The 22,898-nt window shown below is 48.4% G+C and carries 8 protein-coding genes; 1 reads left to right on the forward strand and 7 read right to left on the reverse strand.

The window, feature by feature from the left end; all coding sequences use genetic code 11:
* Positions 1-14 precede the first annotated feature (14 nt).
* Complete coding sequence (locus ACKTT9_RS29025) at positions 15-1,175, reverse strand: glycoside hydrolase family 88 protein (protein ID WP_407868684.1); 1,161 nt, start codon at positions 1,173-1,175, stop codon at positions 15-17.
* A gap of 153 nt (positions 1,176-1,328) precedes the next feature.
* Between ACKTT9_RS29025 and ACKTT9_RS29030 the strand changes: the two genes are divergently transcribed.
* Positions 1,329-2,165, forward strand: coding sequence for a helix-turn-helix domain-containing protein (locus ACKTT9_RS29030; protein WP_407868685.1), 837 nt, complete (start codon positions 1,329-1,331; stop codon positions 2,163-2,165).
* 39 nt (positions 2,166-2,204) lie between these two features.
* Here the strand turns inward: ACKTT9_RS29030 and ACKTT9_RS29035 are convergent, their stop codons facing one another.
* The 6 genes from ACKTT9_RS29035 to ACKTT9_RS29060 all read right to left on the reverse strand — a co-directional run bounded on the left by ACKTT9_RS29035 (position 2,205) and on the right by ACKTT9_RS29060 (position 22,886).
* A complete protein-coding gene (locus ACKTT9_RS29035) occupies positions 2,205-8,594 on the reverse strand; it encodes an S-layer homology domain-containing protein (protein WP_407868686.1) in 6,390 nt (2,129 codons plus the stop codon).
* Positions 8,595-8,605: 11 nt separating this feature from the next.
* Complete coding sequence (locus tag ACKTT9_RS29040; protein WP_407868687.1) at positions 8,606-13,699, reverse strand: Ig-like domain repeat protein; 5,094 nt, start codon at positions 13,697-13,699, stop codon at positions 8,606-8,608.
* A gap of 201 nt (positions 13,700-13,900) precedes the next feature.
* Positions 13,901-18,352 carry an AAA family ATPase gene (locus ACKTT9_RS29045; protein WP_407868688.1) on the reverse strand — a complete coding sequence of 1,484 codons (4,452 nt, stop codon included), beginning with the start codon at positions 18,350-18,352 and terminating at the stop codon, positions 13,901-13,903.
* Between the two features lie 95 nt (positions 18,353-18,447).
* Positions 18,448-19,062, reverse strand: a complete 615-nt coding sequence (locus ACKTT9_RS29050) for a flavin reductase family protein (RefSeq protein ID WP_407868689.1) — start codon at positions 19,060-19,062, stop codon at positions 18,448-18,450.
* A gap of 188 nt (positions 19,063-19,250) precedes the next feature.
* Positions 19,251-20,615 (reverse strand): aspartate aminotransferase family protein, encoded by a 1,365-nt coding sequence (locus ACKTT9_RS29055; RefSeq protein ID WP_407868690.1) that lies wholly within the window; start codon positions 20,613-20,615, stop codon positions 19,251-19,253.
* A gap of 906 nt (positions 20,616-21,521) precedes the next feature.
* Entirely contained in the window at positions 21,522-22,886 is a 1,365-nt protein-coding gene (locus ACKTT9_RS29060; protein WP_407868691.1) for a glycosyltransferase, read from the reverse strand.
* Positions 22,887-22,898 lie beyond the last annotated feature (12 nt).

Genomic DNA, 22,898 nt, shown 5'->3' on the forward strand with positions numbered 1-22,898 from the left:
CCTCCTTTAACTGCCTACCACAAAAATAAATCATTTCCTTTTAATTTGAAAATAGCTTCCATGAAATAGTAATCTCCGTATATGATTGCCGTATGACGCTCAGGGTGGTGATAGGCGGCCGAGCCGTGAGTCAGTATACAATCGGAATCCGTTGTCCAGTCGCAGCGCGAATTGTCCAGCGTTTTCAACAACTTCAATGCGGCGTTCATATAAAAATCTTTTTCGTGCTGACCGACGATCTTGGCAAGTTCAATTAATCCGCATGCGGCAATGGCTGCTGCCGTGGAATCTTCGTACTCAGGTTCTTTCGGCTGTCTGAAATCAATCGGAATGATGCCGTTCTCCGGAATGTTAGCCATAAAATAATGTGCGACGCGTTTGGCCGCATGCAAATATTCTTCCTTCTGCGTATGCATGTAGCTCAAGATGAAGCCATATAACGCCCACGTCTGCCCCCGCGTCCAAGAGGAACCTTCTTCGTAGCCTTGTCCGCCGTAAGTTTTCACTACTCCCCCATGAAAAGGGTCAAACTCAACGATATGGTTAACCGAACCGTCAGGTCTGATAAATGCGTTCATACAGGTATCGGCATGCTTCATGGCTATTTGTTTGAACCGCGGGTCGCCGGTTTCTTCCGTGGCCCAGTACAAGAGAGGTAAATTCATCATACAATCTACAATTGCCCAGCCGCGGGTATCTCGGCCGCCAGATTCAGATTCATTCCATGCCCGGATGAACCCGCCTGCCAGATTAAAGCGACCAGCAAGCAGATTGGCAGCATGCATCGCTCTCTTGCGAGATTCCTGATTCCCCGTTACCTTATAATTCGCTACGCTGGTAGGCAGCCACATAAATCCTACATCATGATGCAGCCCATAATATTGACGGAAACACTCGTCCAGCGCGTCTTCCGAGTAATTGGCAATTTCTTTATAGGTTTCATCGCCGGTTTGGTGATACATGAGCCACATCATACCACCCCAAAATCCATTCGTCCACCAGTTAATCCCATTCGAAACGATACCTAAAGGGTTGTCCACGATCCGATTGTCATGCGTGCCGTTCACCGTGGTATAGGGGATCTTATGTCTTGATTTTTCACTTACCCGGTCCATCTTCGTTGTCATTTTACTAATGACTTGTTCCAACCAAATTTGATCGCTTGTCTGCAACATGCTATCTCCCTACTTTCTTTGAGTTCTTGCTATACCCAGTTTACTTTGGAATCGATGCAATTTGTTTGCGATTATTGGGTGATTTATTGCGATTATTGAATTGTTAACGTATATTAAATATATGGCAACTGTGCAACTGGAAAGGGACCTCTTATGACGACGAATTCAAAATATTACCAGTCTTTAGAAGCCGATTTGTTGGCGCATTATTCGAATTCTACCTACGTCCCCACGAAAGACTTTCATTTTCATGACAGCTACGAGATTTTTTTGTTTTTGAACGGTGAAATCAATTTGTTTATCGATCAATTTTGCTATCCGCTGCAAAGAGGCAATCTGATAGTCATTAATAATCATGAGCTTCATAAAGTTCATAATCTCACATCACAACCGTATGAGCGCATGACGGTTCATTTTAAACCGCGAATTGTGCTGCCCTTTTGCTCATCCGAAACGAACTTGCTGTCTTGCTTCCAGAATCGCCAACCTGGCCTCAACAATATCATCCAGCTAAACGAAACGCAGATCGAAGCGTACCTGTCCATTGCATCGCGTTTATCCGATGTGCTCCATCAAAAGACATATGGCAGCGACGTGCTTTCCTTTGCTTATCTGACACAACTCCTCGTTTTTACGAACGATGTTTTCCGAAGAACGAACTTTGCTGAACCTGGCATCACCTCGACGTTGATTCAATCCGTCATGCATTATATCGACGATCATCTGCTTCATGAACTCACACTGGATCAAATCGCCAAAGCGTTATCCGTGGACAAATTTCATCTCAGCCGCACCTTTAAGCTTCAAACGGGCGGGACCATTTATCGTTATATTTTGTTAAAACGGGTGGCTCAGGCCAAACAACTGTTATCCACGGGGCATTCGGTCTCCGAAACATGCCATTTGTCTGGCTTTAATGACTATGCCAATTTTATTCGTACGTTTAAAAATATTACTGGAATTTCTCCTGGTCACTATGGGAAGCAATAAGCAAAAAAGACAACCACAAGGGTTGTCTTTTTCTTTTATCTATTTGCTTCTCTTGGCATCCAGCATTTTGCTAATCATGGCGGCTGCCTCTTCTCTAGTAATCTGTGCCTTCGGATGAAGCGAGCCGTCCGGGTATCCGCTAATGACGCCTAGCTTCACAAATATGGACACATACGGCTTTGCCCAGCCGGGGATAGCTTCAGCATCGGTGAAGGAATCCTCTGCACCACCCGCCGCAGCTGTATCCACCTTCATCATGCGGCCGATGATCGCAATGGCCTCCGCTCTGGATATCGGTACCGTAGGGTCCAGATATCGTTTCCCATCTCTCGTCGTACCTCCGAGCCATCCTTGTTCAATGGCCGCTGTGACATATGGCTTTGCCCACGTAGCGACAAACTCTTGATCCACGAACTCAGGTGAGATCTCGCGTGAGGTGGAGACGGACGTTGTGCCCTCGGCACCCACGGCGATTTTGGCAAACTCTTGCCGCGTAATGGAACGCTCTGGTTCAAAGGCTAAACCACTGCCGGAAGGCACGCCATTCACTACTCCCATTGAAGCTAATCTGTACACCATATCATGGGACCAATGCGCTTCAGGCATATCCTCGAACATCGGCAAATCACCGTTATACATCAAGGCATATTTGCTAAAATGCGGCAACGCAGCGGTTATCGTGCCTGCTGCCGGGTCTACGCGACCACCGACATATTCCCACTTATGCGTCTGTTCATTATACCAGTATATCGCCGCTCGACTTGGATCCTGAAGTTCTTCCAGACTATAGCGAACAGTCAGTTCCGCCGGCTTTTGAAGCACCGTAGGTTTATCGAACTTAAACTCATAAATGTCGCCAATCACTTTCAGACGACCCGCCTCATATTTCTTTGGATCTCGCACGGCGCCAATGCCCAGTCCAACGCTTTCCTGAAGCGGTTGAGCCGGTATGCGAATGACGGCACGATTGCGAATTTTAACCACACTTTCCTGATTGCTGGTAAGAATGGCAGAAGTAATGTAATCAACACCCTGCTCCTGCTCTATCAACCTTTGTAGAATTCTTTGCAGCGTATCTTTTACAGGTGAATCTGTGGACTCACTGCTACTGCCACCGCCATGCTCGGACTCACCGGACGTTGGCGGCACGTACCAATCATCGTATTGAACAGGAGGAGTCTCCGGCGCTCCACGCGGTTTGGTTACTTTTACAGCGATCGTATCCTCAAAAGCAAAATCTCCCGCCACCGAATAGGAAGCTTTGATGACCATGTCTCCTTCATATTCAGCCTGTAGGCGTCCCTGCTCTGTAATGTCCCCGTTCGTTTCACCCAAGAGGATGCTCCACTTCACACTGTTAGGATCAATGCTGAACGATTTTCCGTCTTTATCTGTCCCTATGAGTTCCAACGACTGTTCACTGCCCGCTTCTACCTGCAGCACACCGTCATTCATCAGTCCCTCTTTCGCACGCAGCTCCACTTTGGTTAGTGAGCTCAGTTGACGATTGACAACTTCGGCATTCAGCATGTTTTCATTCCCTGCGATATCCTTCGCCGTAACAACGACAGGCTTGGACAAGTAGCCCTCCATAAGTATCGATTTCTCAAAGGCGCCACTCGTTTGAACGTCAATTGGCTCCTCATTTATCGTTACCGTACTGCCCGGCTCCGCCATCCCTTTCACGACGACCGTTTGCTGGTCGGATGCGGTGCGTACACTTTCCACTTTTAAATCAGGCACAGTCGTATCGGAAATCACACGAACGCTGGAAGCTGTGATATCGCCTTGCGCATTCGTCGAGAATAGTTGGATGACGTTCTCCCCTTCATTTAACGAAATGGATCGTTCCCAATCGGCCCCTGATTGCGGCTCTTGCTTCACATTATTTACAATGACGTCGGAAGATACAGCTTGATCCGCATGCATTTGCAAGAGCGTACTGTTTTCATTCGTGATATAGGTTGTCGTTCCATCCTGCGAATACGTATTGGTAATGGGCTCATGATTGGCATGAAACACCGACAATTGTATATGGGCAGGCTGTGGTTCCGGTAAAAGGACTGCATCCGTAACCGCAGGCTCGCTGTAGACTTTGATGCCGCCAACTAATGTGTAAGCGCCGATGGACATTTTGTAAGAGGAGCCTGGCAGCATACCTATTTTTTCACCGGCTTCGTTACGCAATGTCCCTCCAATATTCGCCTTGTGAGCGTCGCCAGCCAGTTCAATGGCACCCAAGCTAGGGATGGCCTCCCCATTCTCATCCAGCACTTGTACGGTGTATCCATCTACCGCTTGCTCATTCCAGGAAAGCTCGAACAGTCCATTGCCTGCCGGGCGCAAGTGAACCTGACTTGGAGAAGCCGGTTGATGCGGATTCACCATGTGCAACGGTTGGCTGCTGTATTTGCTGGTTACATTCGTATCGCCCTGTGACAAAACTGCCTTCACATAATACGTACCGCTAGGCGTCGAGTTCGGCAAAACGATTTGCGCAGAACCTGCGGAAACGTCAAGGTCTTGAACAAGCAGACTGCCAGGGTCGTTCTCATTGTTGGTGCTAAGGAATAAAGAAACCTTTTCATTCGTCGTATGATCACTTTGCCAATTCACCGTTATCTGTTGCGGATTCGTGGCGTCCGGTTGTTGAACATCGACATCGGTGAATGTTGGAGGTACGGTCACATTTTCAAGTGTCCACTCCAGTTCACGATCTGTCGTTACACGCCAGGTGCCGGGCATGGGATGCTTCATCGAGATCAAAACGCTTTGCTCACGCTCTCCGGAAACAGCTTCTTCAGCCGGAACTTCCTGAATGTCGTAATTTTCGCCGGAGACAAGCGAGTACGGATTGCCGGCTGGATCCGTGACTTGAAGCTCAGCGGGATCCCCTGAGTACGTAATGTCCAGTAAGGCCATCTCTTGCTCCGAAGATACCGGAATGGAGTACACATTCGGACTTGCAGCTTTCAACAGTCTTCTCGTTGGCTGCTGCTGTACATTACTCCTTGGCCCTGAGCTGGCAACGGGCTTCATGTTTGTTCCGAAGCTCATCGTTCCGGAAACACTCCCTGACTCATCATAATACGTCTGTTCGATGAGGCTTTTAGCTGGCTGCTCAGGGGCCGTTGCTTCGTTGCTTGGTGACTCCACTCCAGCCATTAGGCTTCTGCTGCTCATTAAGTTACGCTTGCCCAACGTGATGGACGGCTTTTTGTCGCCCCATTCATACTCAAAGCCCCAAGGAATACCAATAAATTCTACGTTTCCTGCCACTTTCTCCGAGCTAATTTCGCCTTCGGCCGCTGCAAGCACCACCCCTCTCGGAAGCTTCACCTGCAAATTGCCGCCGCCAGCCAAATAAACAGGTCCGAGCTTGCCATGCTGTTCCGGATCATACCGGAAGACAACATAGACTTCGCCGGTGAGCAAGTTTTTGATATTAATTTTGGCTCCAGCCTTGAGTTCAACGCCAAACTGCGAAAAGGAGTCCTTGAGCAGTACGCTTCCGTATACTTCTTCCAGGAGCTGTATCCCGAGCACCTCGAATGCGCCGGAGAATTCAACACCTCGCATCGATAGCCCTACCGTGGCATCATCCGCTTTAAACACTTTGGCGATGCTCAAGCCGCCAGTCATTTCTAATTTAAGAGGAGGCAGAAATTGATAATTGCCCATTAACGTATCGTAGATGTTATAAATTCCGCCTCCACCCTTCGTAATATAGGCAACCGGAGCGATTGGAATCAGCGGAATACCCGGTTCCCCACCGACAACGAAGCGGAAATTATCGATAATCGGAAAATTCGTGTCGGTTAATCGTATGGTCAGCATTCCGTTCAACTCGACCACTTTAAATTGCACATTGGCTTCAATTTCATATTTCTTCTCGAACGTATCTACCCGAACAACACCGTCTACCCCCAGATCAAGTCCCGGGACCAGATTTTTCGGCAGCCCGGCTTCTCCTTCGGCTCGCAAACCCAGAAACCCGAATTTACCCGCGGGCCCAAAGGCATTGTCCAATTGCCGCACACCGAACTTGGCCTCATCCAAATCAACGGAGACCAACACTGAGCCTGCCCCGTCGTCTTCGCCGTCTACATTTTCCGTCACATCTGTCGGTGGATTCGACGGTGGATTCGACGGATTGCCTGAGTCCCCGTCTTTCCCTGTATCTTTCTTAGGGCCTGGCTCGAAGTCCAAGGCAAGCCGGCCACCGAAGGACACGCTTTCTGTTCCAATGACAGCGTTTTTGATATTGAGTTGAAACCAAGCAAGTCGTTGAATAATCGATAACCCTTTTAATACGTCCCACTTGATTTCAATCTTCTGTTCCTGCTCATCTTCCTTGGCTTCCAGCGCGTATTTTTTACCGTCCTCCAACTCAACGCTGAAAGGTCCATAGGCAAATTTGAAGTTCGGGATGGAAAGTGCCCCATTCCCTTTCAAATTGATATAATCCTGAGCGTGCGTGCTATCCTTGGCGCTCTTCTGAATGGTTATCTTTTGCGAAGCCTCTCCGAAGATAGCGGTCAACATATCTGTTGTGTCGTGATGAATGACAGAGTTGATCGTCGAACCTTTATCAATTTCATAAACAACTTTCCCGCCATCGCCGTTTTTCGCCAGGATGGAACCTCGAATTTCCAGCAGCGAAACTTGGCGGCCGCCTGATCGTTCGAACTCCATTTTATAATTCGCAAGCTCGGTTTCACTCTTAACAGGCAGCAAACTGTAGGTTTGCCCCGTCTCTTGCGTCATGTTATCGCCAACGACCAGCAGGATACCGTAATCTTTCGATTTAAAGCTTTTATCCAGCGTAAACTCGATTTTTTTCTCAAATATTTTGCTGCCTGCTGTCAACCTCACCGTATAGGAGCCCACTTCGAGCTTATGCTGCTTCCACAGGTCGCTGGTTAAATTCAACTTGGCCGTAATTTGCTTATCATCTTGAATGGATACGTCCGAGGCAGGAATCGCTACACTTGCTCCATCGCGATCCCGGATAACATCCAAGTTCCAACCTGACGATCCTTTCAAAATCTCAAACCCTGCTCCTTGCAGCGTTAGCGCAGGTTTCTCATCGAGCGTGTACAGTTTTCTCGGGAAAACCTCCATCAGCTGCATGCTGGGAATTTCCCCCGTTAAGGCAGGGAGAACAACATAAGAAGCTTGAATGCTTTCCTCTCCGCCTGCCGCTTGGGCGATAACTTGAAATTGCGCTGCTTTATACGCCAGCTGCACTTTAGGTTTTACGCGCCATGTAACGGATTGAGTCTCGCCGACCTTCATACGGCCTACTACTTTCGTTATTCCCTGTCCGGGTGTGAGCTCCAGCTCATCAGGCAATCCAAGAGTGACCTGTACGCCCTCCATATTTACCGAACGGTCAATGGCATTATCAATATCCACGCGTATCTCAAACTCATTTTCGTTGTAGCCGTTACGATTATCGTTAAGCGTCAGCTGCTTGGGCGCACCAATTTGCAACCGGTACGTGGCTTCTTTCTTTGATGTGAAAAAGCTGCCTAGACCGTAGTACGTCTCGAATACAGCCTCACCACCCGGGGCAATGGTAGCCGGGTCCCAATAAAGGGCAACTGCACTATCGGCAGAACCGTAAGCGTTCTGCTTATTCGTAAAATCGAGCAGCGGATTTACGGTGTAATCCCATTTAGTCTGGGAAATACCATTCCAATGGGCAATAATCATCTGATTGGGGGCTTTATTTCCCCAGCCTTGCATAAAGCCGTATGACATCACCTTTGGATTGATGGGATTATCCGTCGCACTCCAATAATAAGGGAGCTGCCCTGTGATAACCTTCTCATTGGAAATGTACGTATTCCCACCAGCTACCGAAATAGGGGAAGCGTCTTGCGGTCCGAGCATCGTATCCAGCAAGATCCGGGAGCCCACACTCTGATTCTGGTTGGTTTTATTTTTCACTTGATACGAAACTTTCATATTGCCTGCGTTAGGATTCGTCGGATCGTCGACGAGTGTTAGCGTCTGCGTGATGTCCAGACCTTCGATGTTCCATACCGACTTATTCGTCAACCCCTGATTTGCCGGGGAGGAGGTAAAACTTCCGTTCGATCCTAGGAAGCCATACCCGTTGCCGAAAATATAATCTTTCCCGTTAATGCGAAACGTCGTGAAAGAAGTCTCCGGCAGCTTTTCCTTGAAAAGCAGCGCCTTGTTATCGTCGCCGCTCTTTAACGGGGAGCCTTGCTTGGTATTGACACTGAACCTTCCGGTCTCTTTATTCACGCTTACTTCCATGAATGTATTGGAAACTGTAAGTGGTGTCAGCTCATCTTGTGCGGCCAACGCCAACCCGCTTCCAATAGGAAAGAGCAGGACAAACGCGGCTCCAATGAGCGCTATTTTTTTGCCTATCTGAAATCGATCCTTGATCATTGCTCACACTCCTAAGAAGCTTGTCTTGGTAAAATATACACACGAATGAGCTTCAACTGACGTTCTTGATTTTGAATGAGTAACGTGTAATAGCCATATTCCGTTATAGGTAAAATACCATTGGTTAGCAGATTGGCATTTGCCTTGAAATCTCCGATGCTCTTCGGTCCTTTCGCCCATTTCACAGAGCTCGCTCCTTGTATGCCGAACAACGAAAGTTGAATCGCATCGCCGTACACAACCACATCGGTATCCTGCACTTTCACGGAATTGACGTAAACGGTGAACTCCGTCGGTGCGATGACAATCGCTTTCCGAGTCACTACCGCTTCATTGCCTGCACGATCCTTCACTTTATACACGACCGCATATTCACCAGGTACTTGGGGATTGATCGTATTTTGAGTTAAGCTGATCATTGCTGTCATATCGCCGTCTACATTATCTGTCGCAGTGACATCTGCCAGTGGTTTCACCACGGCTCCCACTTCAAGCAGCAAGGGCTCGCCGCCGATAAAGGTAAACTTCGGTACTTCGCGATCAATATTGCTTACATCAATACGTAACGCATATTTATTCCCCAGCGTATCTACAGCGTCAAGCCAACGTGTGCCGTTGCTCGTAAAAGTGACTAGATTTCCACTCATACCTGTGAAAGTAAGTGCTTGATCGGATGTAATGGTTACATTCACATTATTTTTCGTTGGTGCTGTTTCACTATAGGTATAGGTCACTTTTGCCTTTGTTTTATTGATGTTATTTACCGTAGCTTGAATCTCCGTCAAATTTCCTACAACGTCCTGCAAATAGAAGGTGAACGTACCGTTATCCTTAAACACAACCTGCTTCGCACGGTTATTGTTCAATACATAGAACGGCTCGTCCGCATCTACCGTTACAATGACATCATCCTTTGTAGCTGCTGTCGTACTGTAAGATAATCGCGGTGTGGGTGGTGTTCGATCAATATAATTGACCGTCGCCTGAACAAAACCTTGATTGCCGGCCCGATCTACAACGACGAATGAATACGTTCCATTGCTTGTAAAATCATAAGCCGTGTTGCCATTATTGCCGATCACGGTGATGGGCTCATTCGCTAGAACGGTTGCCCGCACATCTGATCGCGTCTTTGTCGTTTCCGAATATTGAATGGAAGCGACAGGCGGCGTCTTGTCGATCCGATCAACGGTGGCGACCAACTCACGCTCGTTTCCAGCAATGTCTTGGAACACAAAAGTAAACGACCCATTTTGCGTAAACGTATGCGTGTTGCTCCCCGTACTAAGAATCTGTACAGGTACGCCCGAGTTATCTGTAGCGGTCAATGTTGCCACCACATCTTGATTCGTCCACCCTATATGGCTGTAGGTAACAATGGCCTCGGGAGCTTCTCGATCGATATAGGTAACTGTAGCGACCGTCTGTCCTTCATTGCCTGCAGCATCGCGATACTCAAACACGAACGTACCATTGTCTGTGAACGTATACCGCTTACTGCCCCCATTGTTCGTTATTGTCACGGGAGATTGATCCGTGAAGGAAATTTCTACGTCGACATTATCCTTGGTCCAAGTAGACTTGCTGAAACTGAGCTCTGCCTGAGGCGCCTCTTTATCTATCCAGCTCACCACTGCTGTCCGATGGCCGATGTTGCCTGCCTCATCTTCGTAATCAAATGTGAATTGCCCGTTCTCTGTAAAGGTATACCAAGGGCTTCCGCCATTATTGAGAATCGTAACTGTCCCGTTATTGTCATCATAGGTGATCAGCGTAACGGTAACATCCTGATTCGTCGGCCTTTCCGTGCTGTAGACCAACTCGCCCGTTGGCGGCTGCCGATCGATTTTGTCAACGATGACCTCATCATTGCTTACGATGCCTGTGCTCACATTACGTACTTTATAGTGGAGAGATCCGTTCGTCGTAAATTCATAAACAACCTTCGTCACCGTCTGGCTGATCACTTGCGCTTCACCTGTGAACGTCAAGTCCAGTAATTCACGCTCAGGACTTCCTGCCGCATCGATCGTGACGCGAACAGGTCCGTTCGTCCAGCCGCTCGGAGTGAGCGTGACATCGGAGGATGGCAAGCTGCGATCAATCCACCCAACCTCAGCCATAGCGACCCCAACATTCCCCGCTGCATCCTTAAATTCAAACTGAAACTGGCCGTTATCTGTAAATACATGCTCTTTTTTCCCAAGCTCCGTATTCGTTACGACGACAGGCTCGTTGGTGGTGAGCGTCGCCGTCACATTATTGGCGGTCAAGCCAGCAGGCTTGTAGGATATTGTACCGATCGGACTTGTGTTATCGAGCAGAAACGGATTGCTGCAGAATGTCGTCACATTCCCCGCTTTATCGGTTACTTTTACCCATAAATACCAAGTGCCGGTCACTTCACTTTTATCCGCTTTATGATCTGTGCCGAGCGGCGTCCACGTTGTTGGCTCCGTCGTATTGGACGTCGACCAGGCATGCGCATACGTGAGTTCACTCTGTGGAGCCCCCGAATCCGTCGCATAAACAATTGTGCTCACAGATTTCTGCTGGGATGATCCATTGGTGCTCAACGTGATGACCGGCTTGGTCTTATCAATCCAGGTTACGGTTGCTACAGCCGTATTCACGTTGCCAGCCTTATCTCGGAAATTGAACGTATAGGTGCCATTGGTCTGAAAAACATAGGTCAACCCTGTAAGCCCATCGACCGTTATGTCCGCAGATGGCGTCACATTATCGGTGGCTGACAATGTCGCAGAAACAGGCTGATTCGTCCATGCGGTTGTGCTATAAGCAATATTCGCCAATACAGGTTTCGTAGTATCAAAAGTTACCGTATCCGAATATGTCGTTGAGATGTTGCCCGCTGAATCCATAAACTGAACTGCTATCGTTCGCGTGCCTTGTGTGGCAGGGATCGTGATTGTTTTGTCAGTTGTAAACGTCTCCCAACTCCCCCATACACCGCTATCCACGGCGAATCTCATCTTATCCACCGTACCTTGCAAATCCGTGGCACTCAGCTGGATAGGCACTGTCGTAACGTTCGTGAACTTTTTCGGGATGCTTACAGCACCAGTTGGCATTTCATTATCCAGCTTATAGGGTCCACCGGTTGCCAACGTCCAGTTGCCTGCTTCGTCATAAACCTTGGTATGAATATAAAAAGTGCCGGTCTGATTCGTTATCGAAAGAGTCCTGATCGTAGACGTTGCCCATGTTGAATCGTTCCCATCCGTTGTTGATTGCGTTGTAACCGCATATTTGATCACAAAATTCGCCTGGTTTGTTGTCATGTTATCCGTCACATTCAAATCCGTTGACAGCGTCTTACTGTAGGCTGCAGTGCTAGGAAGCGTAAACGTTACAGTAGGTTTCGTATTGTCGAGAACAAAGCCCTGCGTTGTTTTCGCATATCCAATGTTGCCTGCACTGTCGATTGTCTTGATATGCAGATATTGCGTACCGTTAGCGCCTGCGGGCGAAGAGAGCGTTGTTGTTAACGTTGTTTTGCTGCCGGTTCCATCAAAAAACATCTGCCAACCGGAATCATTCGCTGCAGGTGTCGTTACACTGGTTCCCCACAAGTAGAAGGCTTGCCCTAACGTACCTTGCGAATCCAGCAATGTAACGCCAACTTGGCGGGCAGTTCCTGGCGCGCTATTGCCCTGCGCTGTAAAGGTAACATTCGGTGCTGTCTTATCAATGATAAAATTGAAGCTTTCCAATGTGCCAACGTTATTCAAATTGTCCGCAGCCGTTAGCTTCAGCTTGTAGCTTCCTTCCACACTGTTCGGTACATTGAGCGTACCACCGCTGATGCTCCCCGTCCCGGTTGAGTAAGAAACCCCATCTTTGAACCATTCGTAGTTGACTTGTTTCACTCCGGAATGCGGATCTACGACGGTATAGGTTAATGTATGGCTCGTCTTGGCTGTTCCCGATGTCGGATTCATGCTGATGGTTGGCGCTTGGTTATCGTAATTAAAAGGTCCCGCTGTTTTTATGACCGTATTCGCTGCAAGGTCTACCGCTTTTGCATGCAAATAATAAGCGCCTGTACCCGTCGGCTCAATGGGGGCGGCCCCGTTAATAAGACTTCCTGAAATACCTGATGCCGCTGGTGGCGTTGCGCTCTGGGACCACACATAGAAGAGACTCGTGTTCGCTGTTTCCGGTGTGTCGGAGGTCGTAACTGTCACACCATGGCTCTTTTTATATGTGGCATCCGATTGTTTGCCGAAAGCGAGCGTTGGAACGGTGTTATCCAAATAAAAAGGCCCTTTGGTTTGGATCACTTCATGACCTACTACGTCTACCGCTTTGGCGTATAAAAAGTAAATGCCAGGTACTGCAGGATCCACAGCTGCAGCACCGCTCGTGATAACCGTATTAATGTCTGCCGCAGCGGGTGTTGTCTGGCTTTGCGTCCACGTATACGTAAGCTTAACGTTTTCGTTCAACGGCAAGTCACTGGCGGTTACGGTTATTCCTAACGTTTTCTTATAGTTCGTATCTGCCGGCAGATTGCCGAACGTGATGGTAGGCAGCGCGTTGTCGATATAAATGGGCGTCTGAATTAAGCTTTTGAAATAAACCACATTATTCATGGACGTGCCATCGGTAAAATAAGTCGTCCCATTCGAGGTTGCGTTCCACATATTCGTAGGCATGTTCACGCCATCCGAAGGACCGCAGCCATCCGGGCCTCTTTGAATATCTACAAGCCCCGAAGGCATTTCCGCGGTAATCCCTATGGCATAGACTGGAGAGGAGTACCCCTCAAACACGGCATTATACAAACGAATCCAGTCTTGCGTACCGTTCATGGAAATGGGAATCGTTGATTCCATATCGCATTTCACAGAGGGGCTCGACGATTCGAAGGGAACACTGATCTTGATCGTCTGTCCTGCTGTAAAAAAATATTTGCCGTTTACCGGAGAAACCGTCGCTCCGATTGAACTGATCGTGGCAGCTGTAGGCTGCTTGACAGCCCCAGCAGGCGCTAAGGTTGCCGCCTTTACTGTTATCGGATAGGGTAAGACGACACCTGCCAATAGCATCATGCTTGTGAAGAGCCCCCAAATTTTTCTCATAAAGCCTCCTTTTAATCGAACCTGCTTACTTGGAACCCCCACATTCTACGCGAATTTCGACAAATATCGATAGTACCAAAGGTCATTTTCCCGAAATAAAAGATGAGAAAAGACCTAATATACACTGGGATTTCCTGGAAAATAAAATGAGCTAAGCAGATAAAGATCCGCCTAGCTCATTTATAAGTTACCGCTATCTTGTTACTCCCAAATATTCCAATCCTTCGCCTTTGCAACCGCCTGTGTACGGCGATTCACTTGTAGTTTGCCATAGATGGACAGCGTGATGTTTTTGACTGTGCCTACGGCGAGTTCAAGTCTTTGCGCAATCTCTGGATTCGATAAGCCTTTCACCATCAGCTGCATAACATCCTTCTCACGTTCGGTCAGCGATTGGGTGAGCAGACTGGTATCCAGCTTCGGCTTTCCTGTATCCATCACAAGCGGCTCCGTTTTCACAACGGTACCCTCACTCGCAAAGCGATTCAGCACAGCCAGTTGGGCAGACATCATCTGCATCAACTCCAACCGTTGGCTGGCTTGCGCCCCGGTCACCGCTTCATTTTCCAAATAGACGATTCCGGCTAGTCGATCCAGCTGCTGAACGGGCAAGCAAATCATCGATCGCGGGCGAACGCTGCGAATGTAAGGATCCCACGCGAATAAGTCGTCCAGATGCGCATCCTCCAGGACAAGCGGCTGCTTGGTTCTGGCTACGAAGCGGATCACGGAAATCGGTAAATCAAAGCAGCTTTCAAGCGAAGCGGAGTGACCGCTCTTGGATATGTTGCGATTAATGTCATGTTCGGCTTCGATCCACAAATCGCCGGCTTTATTCACGATCCAGAACCCTTTGGCTGCTCCCGCATTTTCCATGAGCGTCACTAAGTAGTGGCCGAGCAGCTGTTCGAAACCGTACGCTTGCGTTAGACGGGCTGCCGCTTTCTTGAACATATCCCGCTCCACTTCCACGGAAGGCTCCTCGCTTCCATCCTTGTAGTCCGTTTGCGTGGACTCGCGTGTGAGCTTCAAATCTTGCTCCCATACCCGGCCATCCTCACTCGACCGTTCAAATAATTCGGAATACTGCTCGCGAAGCTGCAAGCACTTTTCGTTAGCTCCCCACACCTTAAAGCCATGATACGCATCCAATAAGTATGTTTTGGCGAACTTCTTTTTACCGATGGCTAAAAGTAATTTACCGGCAAGCTCGCATGAAATAGCTTCCAGATGGGTATATCCATTCTCACTCGCCGCGTCTATCGCCTCATCGTAACAGGTTAAAGCTTGCTCCCATCGCCCTTTCAGACGGGCTGCTTCTCCCTTCATCAGTAAAAACTTAGGCAGGAAGTGACTTGGCCCTAATTCGGACCATTTTCGCATTTGCCCCAGCATGCTCCGCATCTTTCCGTCCGCCAACTCCTGTTGCTTCGCCGATTGGTCACAATACACACTGGACATGGCTAAAAAGCCGTACAACATGCCCTCAGGCAAATGCGAATGATACTTGTAGTATCGCTCGCTGTGCTCTGTCTGTTCCCAAAGCTCCGCAGCTTCTTGATAGCTTCCGAAGATGTACAGCAGTTGAATTTTGCAAATGTAATATTCAAACACAAGTCCAATACGGGTCTCTGCAGGACTCATCGATTGAAGAAAAGAATCCTCATCGAACGCATCATCATTCATCGTCAGACGGTCTGCCGTCTCTCCCTTTAGGCATTTGGCAAATTGCTGATATAACGTGAACGATTTCATGAGGAAAGGATCTTTTCTATGAAAAGCGCCGCCTTGGACTTGGCAAAACTCGTACAGTTCTTCCAGATGTCCACCGAAAAACAAACTGAACTTCATGCCGCGAAGCGAAAAACCGGCATAATACATATCGCCGCTCGCGAGACTAAGCCGATGAGCTTCTTTAAATAACGGCCACGTTTCCTGAGCGCTCATGCGCCAGAAGTGGGATAACCCATAAATAAACGCAAGCTTCGCCTTCACTGGCGAATGAGCCGCATCACCCAGATGCCGTGCTGCTTCCGAAAGCTCGCATCCTTCCTTATGCCTCCCTTCCTCACTGGAAATATACGAGGCAAAAATCGCAATGATTTCCGGAAATCGGTTCGCCGCATGGTGTTCAAGCATCAGACGTATACTTCGGCAAATGATCACGACGAATAGATTCATATCTACAAAAGAGGAAGCTCGCGCTACGAGCTGCAGCAGCTGCAGGATGGCCACTTGGAGCGGTGACGTTTCCTCCCTGCGTTCAGCATCCAGCTGTTTCACTATTCCTTCGCGAAGCAATCTGCGCGTTTGACTCAGTTCCTTTTGGCGCTTAGCAGCTCCAACTTGTTTGGGAAGCTCTATGCCCAATCTGCCCAGCAGCTGCACACCAGCGTGGAATGCCTCTCTGGCATTGCCGCGATTGATATCAAGCTCCAGTTTCACCGCATAAGTCCGCAGCTCCTCCAAACGGGTATGCGAGTGGGCCACGAGCTGCTCGAATAACAGCTCCCCTGTTTCCACGTGACCGCATAACACCTCAGCTTGCATGCGTTCCATAAACAGGTCATAAGTTAACGCATGATGCTCCTCCCAATTCATATCGGTCAGAAGCTCTGTACCGAAGGCAAGATACTTCGCTGCCGATAAGTACGCTGCCGACTTTCTAGCTTTACGGCTGGCCTGTAGCGCCATTTCGGCGACAAGTCGTTTTTCCTCACGGTCCGTCAATTGATTTTGCCCAAGCATAAAATGATTTAACGCCGTATACATGGGGTCATCCGACTTGTCATTCGATTGAAGTTCGCATTGATACCGGCCAATTCTCGCGTGAATTTTCTCTTTCTCTTCGGCCGTTACGGCATCATAGGCAGCCTGCCTAATCGTATCGTGAATAAATACGAACCATACATTAGGATCTGCCGAGTCCAATAACGAGAAATCCGAGAAATCCGCAGCCCTATTCAGCCCATGCCACCTTTCACGTTCTCTGACGGGAAGAACTAAACCTTCCGTCAGCGCAGGCTCCAATTGTTCCATGACTTGCTCGGCAGATTGCAGGCAAATAGCAGCCAGCGTGTGCAAATCAAACGCATGGCCAATACACGCGGCCATGCGCAGCACAGATCCCGCTTGATTGGGAAGCTTGTCCAGCATCAAGTCCCAAACATCGTCAAGCGAATCCTGTTTGTGGATTTCGTCTGTATCCCACAGCCAAGTTTCTGCGCGCGTATCGAAACGCAGCCATTTTTGAGCATAAAGCGTCTGTACGAATTGCTTCATATAAAGGGGATTGCCGGCAGTCTTCTGGAAAATCGCTTCAGCCAGCGACCGCCCCCTGGACGCTTCCAACTGTAACGTTTGGCGCAGAAATCGCTCCGTCTCCAGTAACGTTAAGGAAGAAAGCATAATCCGCCGATGGTCAAATTCCGCCCGATGAGGATGACTCAACCAATGTCCAGGCTGCAGGTCTTTGTCACGATAAGCGAGTATACATAAGAAATACCCTAGATCCCGACTTTCTGACATGCTGCGAATAAAATCCAACGTGGCTGCATCCGCCCAATGTGCATCATCAAGAAACAAAATAAAAGGCGATCTTTTTCCAGCAAATGTACGAATCATCACTTGAAAAGCAAAATGAAGCCGGTTTCTAGACTCCATCCACGGCAATGTCTCAGCATCCGGCTGCTCGCCGATAATCAGGCGCATGTTCGGAATAATCTCTGCCACAATGCCTGCATGGTCACCAAGTGCCGCAGTCAGCTTGTCTTTCCACCGTGATAACTGTTCCGCACTCCCTGAAAGGAGCCGATGAATGAGTTCTTGAAAGGCTTGAATCAGCGGTGCATACGGGACCTCCCTAATGAGCGGATCCGCTTTTCCCGAGATGAAATAACCTCTCTCTTGCTGCTGCGTTCTGTACCATTCACGAATAAGCGTCGTCTTCCCGACGCCTGCGCCCCCGCTAACGACAGCAAACGCCGTCTTCCCATTCAAGCTTTCAGCATAAGCGTCAGTTAAGGCCGTCATTTCCGCTTCTCGTCCGCTCAGAAAAATTGGCATTCGCAAAAGGCCTGCAAAGTCCTTGCTTCCCAGTGCAAATGCTCCAATAACGCCTTTTTGTTCCCATTCACTTCTACTTGTTTTGAGATCATATAAAAGACCATACGCACTCTGATACCGTTCTTCAGGTGCTTTGGCCATCAGCTTGATGATAATGTCGCCGATCTGCTGCGGTATGCGGTGATTTACCTCACTAGGATGCGGAGGACGTTTCGCCAAATGAGCATAAATCCATTCCGTCGGCTCATCCGCCTGGTACGGAAGCTCTCCCACCAGAAGCTCGTAGTAGATCACCCCTAGGGCATACAAATCCGTGCGTTCATCCGTGTCTCGCTTCACTCGACCCGACTGTTCCGGCGCACGATAAGCCCAGGATGTTTCCAATATTTCACTGCTCAGAGTGATGCTGAGTGAGTCTTCAATTAAAATCGTATCCGGGCTCAAGCGGCGATGAACATGATCTCCGTTATGCAAAGCCATAACCGCTTCCGTAATACCTTCTGCGATAGGCAGAAAACCAGATATTTCTCCTTGCTGTTTTTGCCAATATTTATGAAGAGGGACGTTCAGTCTGTTATTCGTTACCATTACTGCCTCCCCTGTGCGTAGCCATAACAAGTTGTTTTTATAAGCAAATTATATGATTTCCCCCCCTGCCAAAGCAATTAGATTCCTCGAATCGCCTACTTGGGACCAAATACTGGTGCTAATCTGGATGTAGACAACTGCTCGCCTAAACCAAAATATTCGCAAAAATTCATGATCATCGGCTTCCACCGTGCCGGGTCGATATAATTGGGATGGCCTTCCACCTGCAATTGTTCATCGATGTGAACCCGGACAATGCGCACCTCCATGGCAACCAGAGAGCTTGGCTGCTCAAACGGATGTACAGCTTGCAGCACCGCCTCCAGCTGAACGGGACATTCCAGAACCCGCGGAGCCCCGACCTGATGCGAGGGCACCGGTGTCAATCCGGCAATGCCGAACTTATCCCCTTCATACCGATAACCGCGCTCAGCCTTACTTGCGGGAACCGGATTGCTGCCCGTTAGCAGCGTCAATTGCTCGATGGCGGGAATAAGATCGATAGATGGCAAATTCAACACACATTGTTGCGTGCGAATCAGGTTTTGGACGGTTTGCGACCTGCTGCTCATCCCTAACATGCAAGACTGATTTAACCACCAGCCAGATGACATTGGAGCCAGATTAGAAGTACCGTCCTCATTTAAAGTGCTAATTAGAATAACCGATGTGCCAAAGTACATGATTTTCGGATCAATTACGGTATGCATCGCTTATCTATCTCCTTTGACATTTCTCTATGTGTATAAACCGACAACAGCGACAGGACCTCATTGTAGCAAAAGGTTTGCTCAAAAATAAGACGGTTCGAAGATGACAGCAAGATTTCGAAACCTCCCTTTTCTGGATATGCAAAAAAGCATAGCGATGAATCGCTATGCTTGATATTTAGATGAAATTACGCAAGTTCCGCGATGCTCATTTCCAGAATATCCAGGGCTTCATTGAGCTGATCTTCCGTAATGATCAAAGGAGGTGAAAGCGTCAGAACATTCCCTTTGGACACTTTGAAATTAAGCCCTCTGCTCAAGCAGCTATACATGACGCGCTCTGCCTCTTGTACGGCAGGTTCCTTGCTCACACGATCGGTTACTAGCTCGACAGCAACAAGCAAACCGATTTGGCGAATATCGCCAATAAGCGGATACGTCTCCATCATGCTTTTCAAACGCTTCGCCATGAGCTCGGCCATACGGCCCGCATGTTCCAGCAAGTTCTCTTCCTCGATGACTCGGATCGTCGCCAGCCCGGCAGCAGCTCCTACCGGCGATTTCTCATGCGTGTAATGCCCGATCGACATTTGCTGCGCTTTGTTCAATTCTTCCTTCACGAGTAAAGCCGCCATCGGGAATACGCCGCCGCCCAAGCCTTTTCCCAGCACCATCATGTCGGGTTCAATCCCGTAATGCTGGTAAGCGAACATTTTCCCTGTTCGGCCAAAAGCCGTTGCCGTCTCATCAACGATCAACAAAGCGCCATAGCGGTCGCAGAGCTCTCGAAGCTTTTTATAGTATGCGACAGGCGGAATTTGCACATCTGTATTTCGAATGGTTTCGATCACTACGGCACCAATCTCTCCATCTTGTTCGAGCACATACTCAATAGGCTTCAAGCATAGGGAGTGCGCTTCATCCTGACAGCCAAACACACAGCGATACGAGTTAAAAGGGATCACATGCTCAGCGCCGGGAAGCAGCGGACCTAAGCCACGGCGGAAAGCCCCTTCTCCGCCTACGGATATTGCATCCAGCGATGCTCCGTGAAACGCTCCCCACATCGATAATGTTTTGTATTTACCGGTTACTGCGCGCGCAAGCTTAAGCGCCATGCCGATCGCGGATGTCGCTCCTGGCGCGAAGAGAACTCGTTGCAGGGCTCCTTCTGTTAAAGCAACTAATTTATTAGCAAGCTCGATGGCAGGCAAATTCGTGTATCTTCTCGTACAGAAGGATAACTGGTCCAACTGCTGCTTCACGGCTTCAATAACGGCCGGATGACCGAAACCTAGCTGATGCACATTATTGCCATGGAAGTCCATGATTCTGCGCCCTTGGCTATCTTCGACATAAATTCCTTCACTGGAGGAGAGTACATTCAGACAAGGTGTAGACAACGTTTGGTGCAAAAAGACATCCTCATCCTCTTGCAAATGAGCTCGTGCTGCCTCATCAATTTGAGCTGTCCACCATTCACTTCTTGCTTCCGTTAAATTAATATCGCCTTCCGTTTTCATGAATGCTTGCTGCTCTTGTTTGGTTGGCATATGTTCACCTCTAGTTGGATTTGGTTGTTTCTATATGGACATCTTACACTTGGTTTGTCATCATAATGTTAAATGTAGTTTAATTTTGTGTATTTAATTTGTTTTTATTTGTTTTTGTTGTTAACAGGAAAAAATGCTGTTAATTTGTTCATTTCGGCTGCTCTCGTAGCCAATAGATGGGGATTATACAGTTAATTCAGCCATGTTCGTCAGAAATGAGATAAAGCGACTGAATTAGCTGCACAAATTCCAGCTATTTCATTAAAGCCCTGCGCCTTGGTATGTTTAACGGTAGAAATTCCGGTTACATGGCCAGCGAAACTTCGTCACCCCATTAGGATGATTGCGGTTGTCAGGGTAGAGCGAAGTGAACTTGCGCGGCATTGGATGAAATCCACTGACAGCGCAAAGCAACGGCCATTGCTTTCTCTATGCTGCACTTTGTGCAGCATAGAGGCCTCAGATCGGCCGCTGCCGGCTTCTAGGTTGTACATAGTACAACGTAAAGGGCAGAAAAAGGAGGTTTTCACGCTATTTTGACCGAATTCGTTGTACTTTGTGCAATGAAGATCGGGGTGATGGGGTTTAAAGCAGTTCTAGATTGCACAAAGTGCAATAGAACTGGAGCGAGAGGCCTTGGCGTGAAGCGGTGAGGCGGCGTGGTTTGGTTACTTGGCGCGAGGCGATCATGCAGAGCGTTATGGTTACTTGGTGCGAGGTGATCGGGCAGAGCGCTATGATTACTTGGTGCGAGGCGGGCAGGCAGCGCGATCTGGTTACTTAACACGAGGCGGCTAAGCTGAGCGGTTTGGTCATTTGAAGCGAGAACTTTACGCGACACGCTTAATCAGCGTTCTTAGATAGCAAAAAAAGCCACCAATATAGTGGCTTTCCATAAACAACGGCTTATCTATTTCCTATCTCCGATCGAATAGCAGCTCGTTCTGTCGAAGGCAATGTTTTTAAATGCTTCAAGTAAACATCGAAAAGCGCTGGAATCGTATCGTGCACATTAAATTTGTCCTCAACAAATTTACGGCCTACCCATCCGAGATCTTCCCGTTCACGTTCTTTCAGCTCCAATACCGACTTAATGTCGGATTCGAACTCTTCAACCGTCCAATGCTTGCTCGGCCCGTGATCGCAGAACCAGGTTTCCCATGCTTTGGCATACAGTTCCTTGCTCATAACCCCCATATAACCGGTAGCTCCTGCAACAATCGTAGGACATTCGCAGGCAAGTGCCTCTAACGCAGCACGCCCTGTGCCAATAAAGCAATCGCTTGCGGAGTAATAAGCGCACATATGCAGAGATTCTCCTGCCAGTTGTATAAAATCGACACCGGCTTCTTCTTGAATTCGCGCCATTTCTGTTTGAACTAGCTCCTTATGATGCCCGCCACCGACAATAATCAGCTTGAGTTTCGGATAATCCCCTGCAATCAGTCGGCGGCAAGCTTCCATAATCGCAAGTGAAATATCCGCTTTCTCAAACGACAACCTTGCTGCATAAGTGACGACTGGAGCGTCATGGTCGATTCCCCAGGATGCACGCACATAAGGTTTGGTCGACTTGTGAGAGGAAAACTCCGACACATCGATCCCATTTTGCAGCAAGATAGAGGTAACGTGATTAGCCTTCAATGTTTTAACAATCGATTGGCTTACAGCCAGCACGGTGTCGCATTGTTTGACTAATGGAATTAAGGCATCATCTACGAATCCATGCACCGTAAACACGACTGGAATGTTCATTTCCTTCCCAGCCTGTACGGCGAAAACGCCTGATGGCCACTGATGAGCATGCAAGAGGGAAATATTTTCGTTACGGATAATAAGCTTTAAATAATCGATAATTTCAGCTTTTTTCCCCGTATTCTCTTTGAACTCATCGGTTACAAAATCGACGGTATACACCGGACAGCCCAGAGCAGCAAAGGCGTCTAACATTCTTCCGGTCTTCGCCGCAACGACCACATGCGCACCATTTCTCATTAGCTCACGAGCTAAACCTAATGTATGCGTCTCGGTTCCCCCTACGTTAAACTGGTCGATGACCAGAAGGACTCGCAGATGTTTCTGCATTCTGCGAATTTCCGAAGCAGGGAGCTGCACCATCTGCGGCTTGCCTTCAAAGCGGACAACATCCTTCAAATGAATAGTACCGCTTTTTTCATTTTTAATGACAATCACATTTTGATTCTGGGAAGATGGTTTCTTCCTGGTTGGTTTGCGCAAGGAAGAAATTACTTTTCTCTTCGGCAACGGCAAAATCCTCACTCC

The organism is Paenibacillus sp. P36, assembly GCF_045866505.1.
Lineage (GTDB): Bacteria > Bacillota > Bacilli > Paenibacillales > NBRC-103111 > Paenibacillus_E > Paenibacillus_E chondroitinus.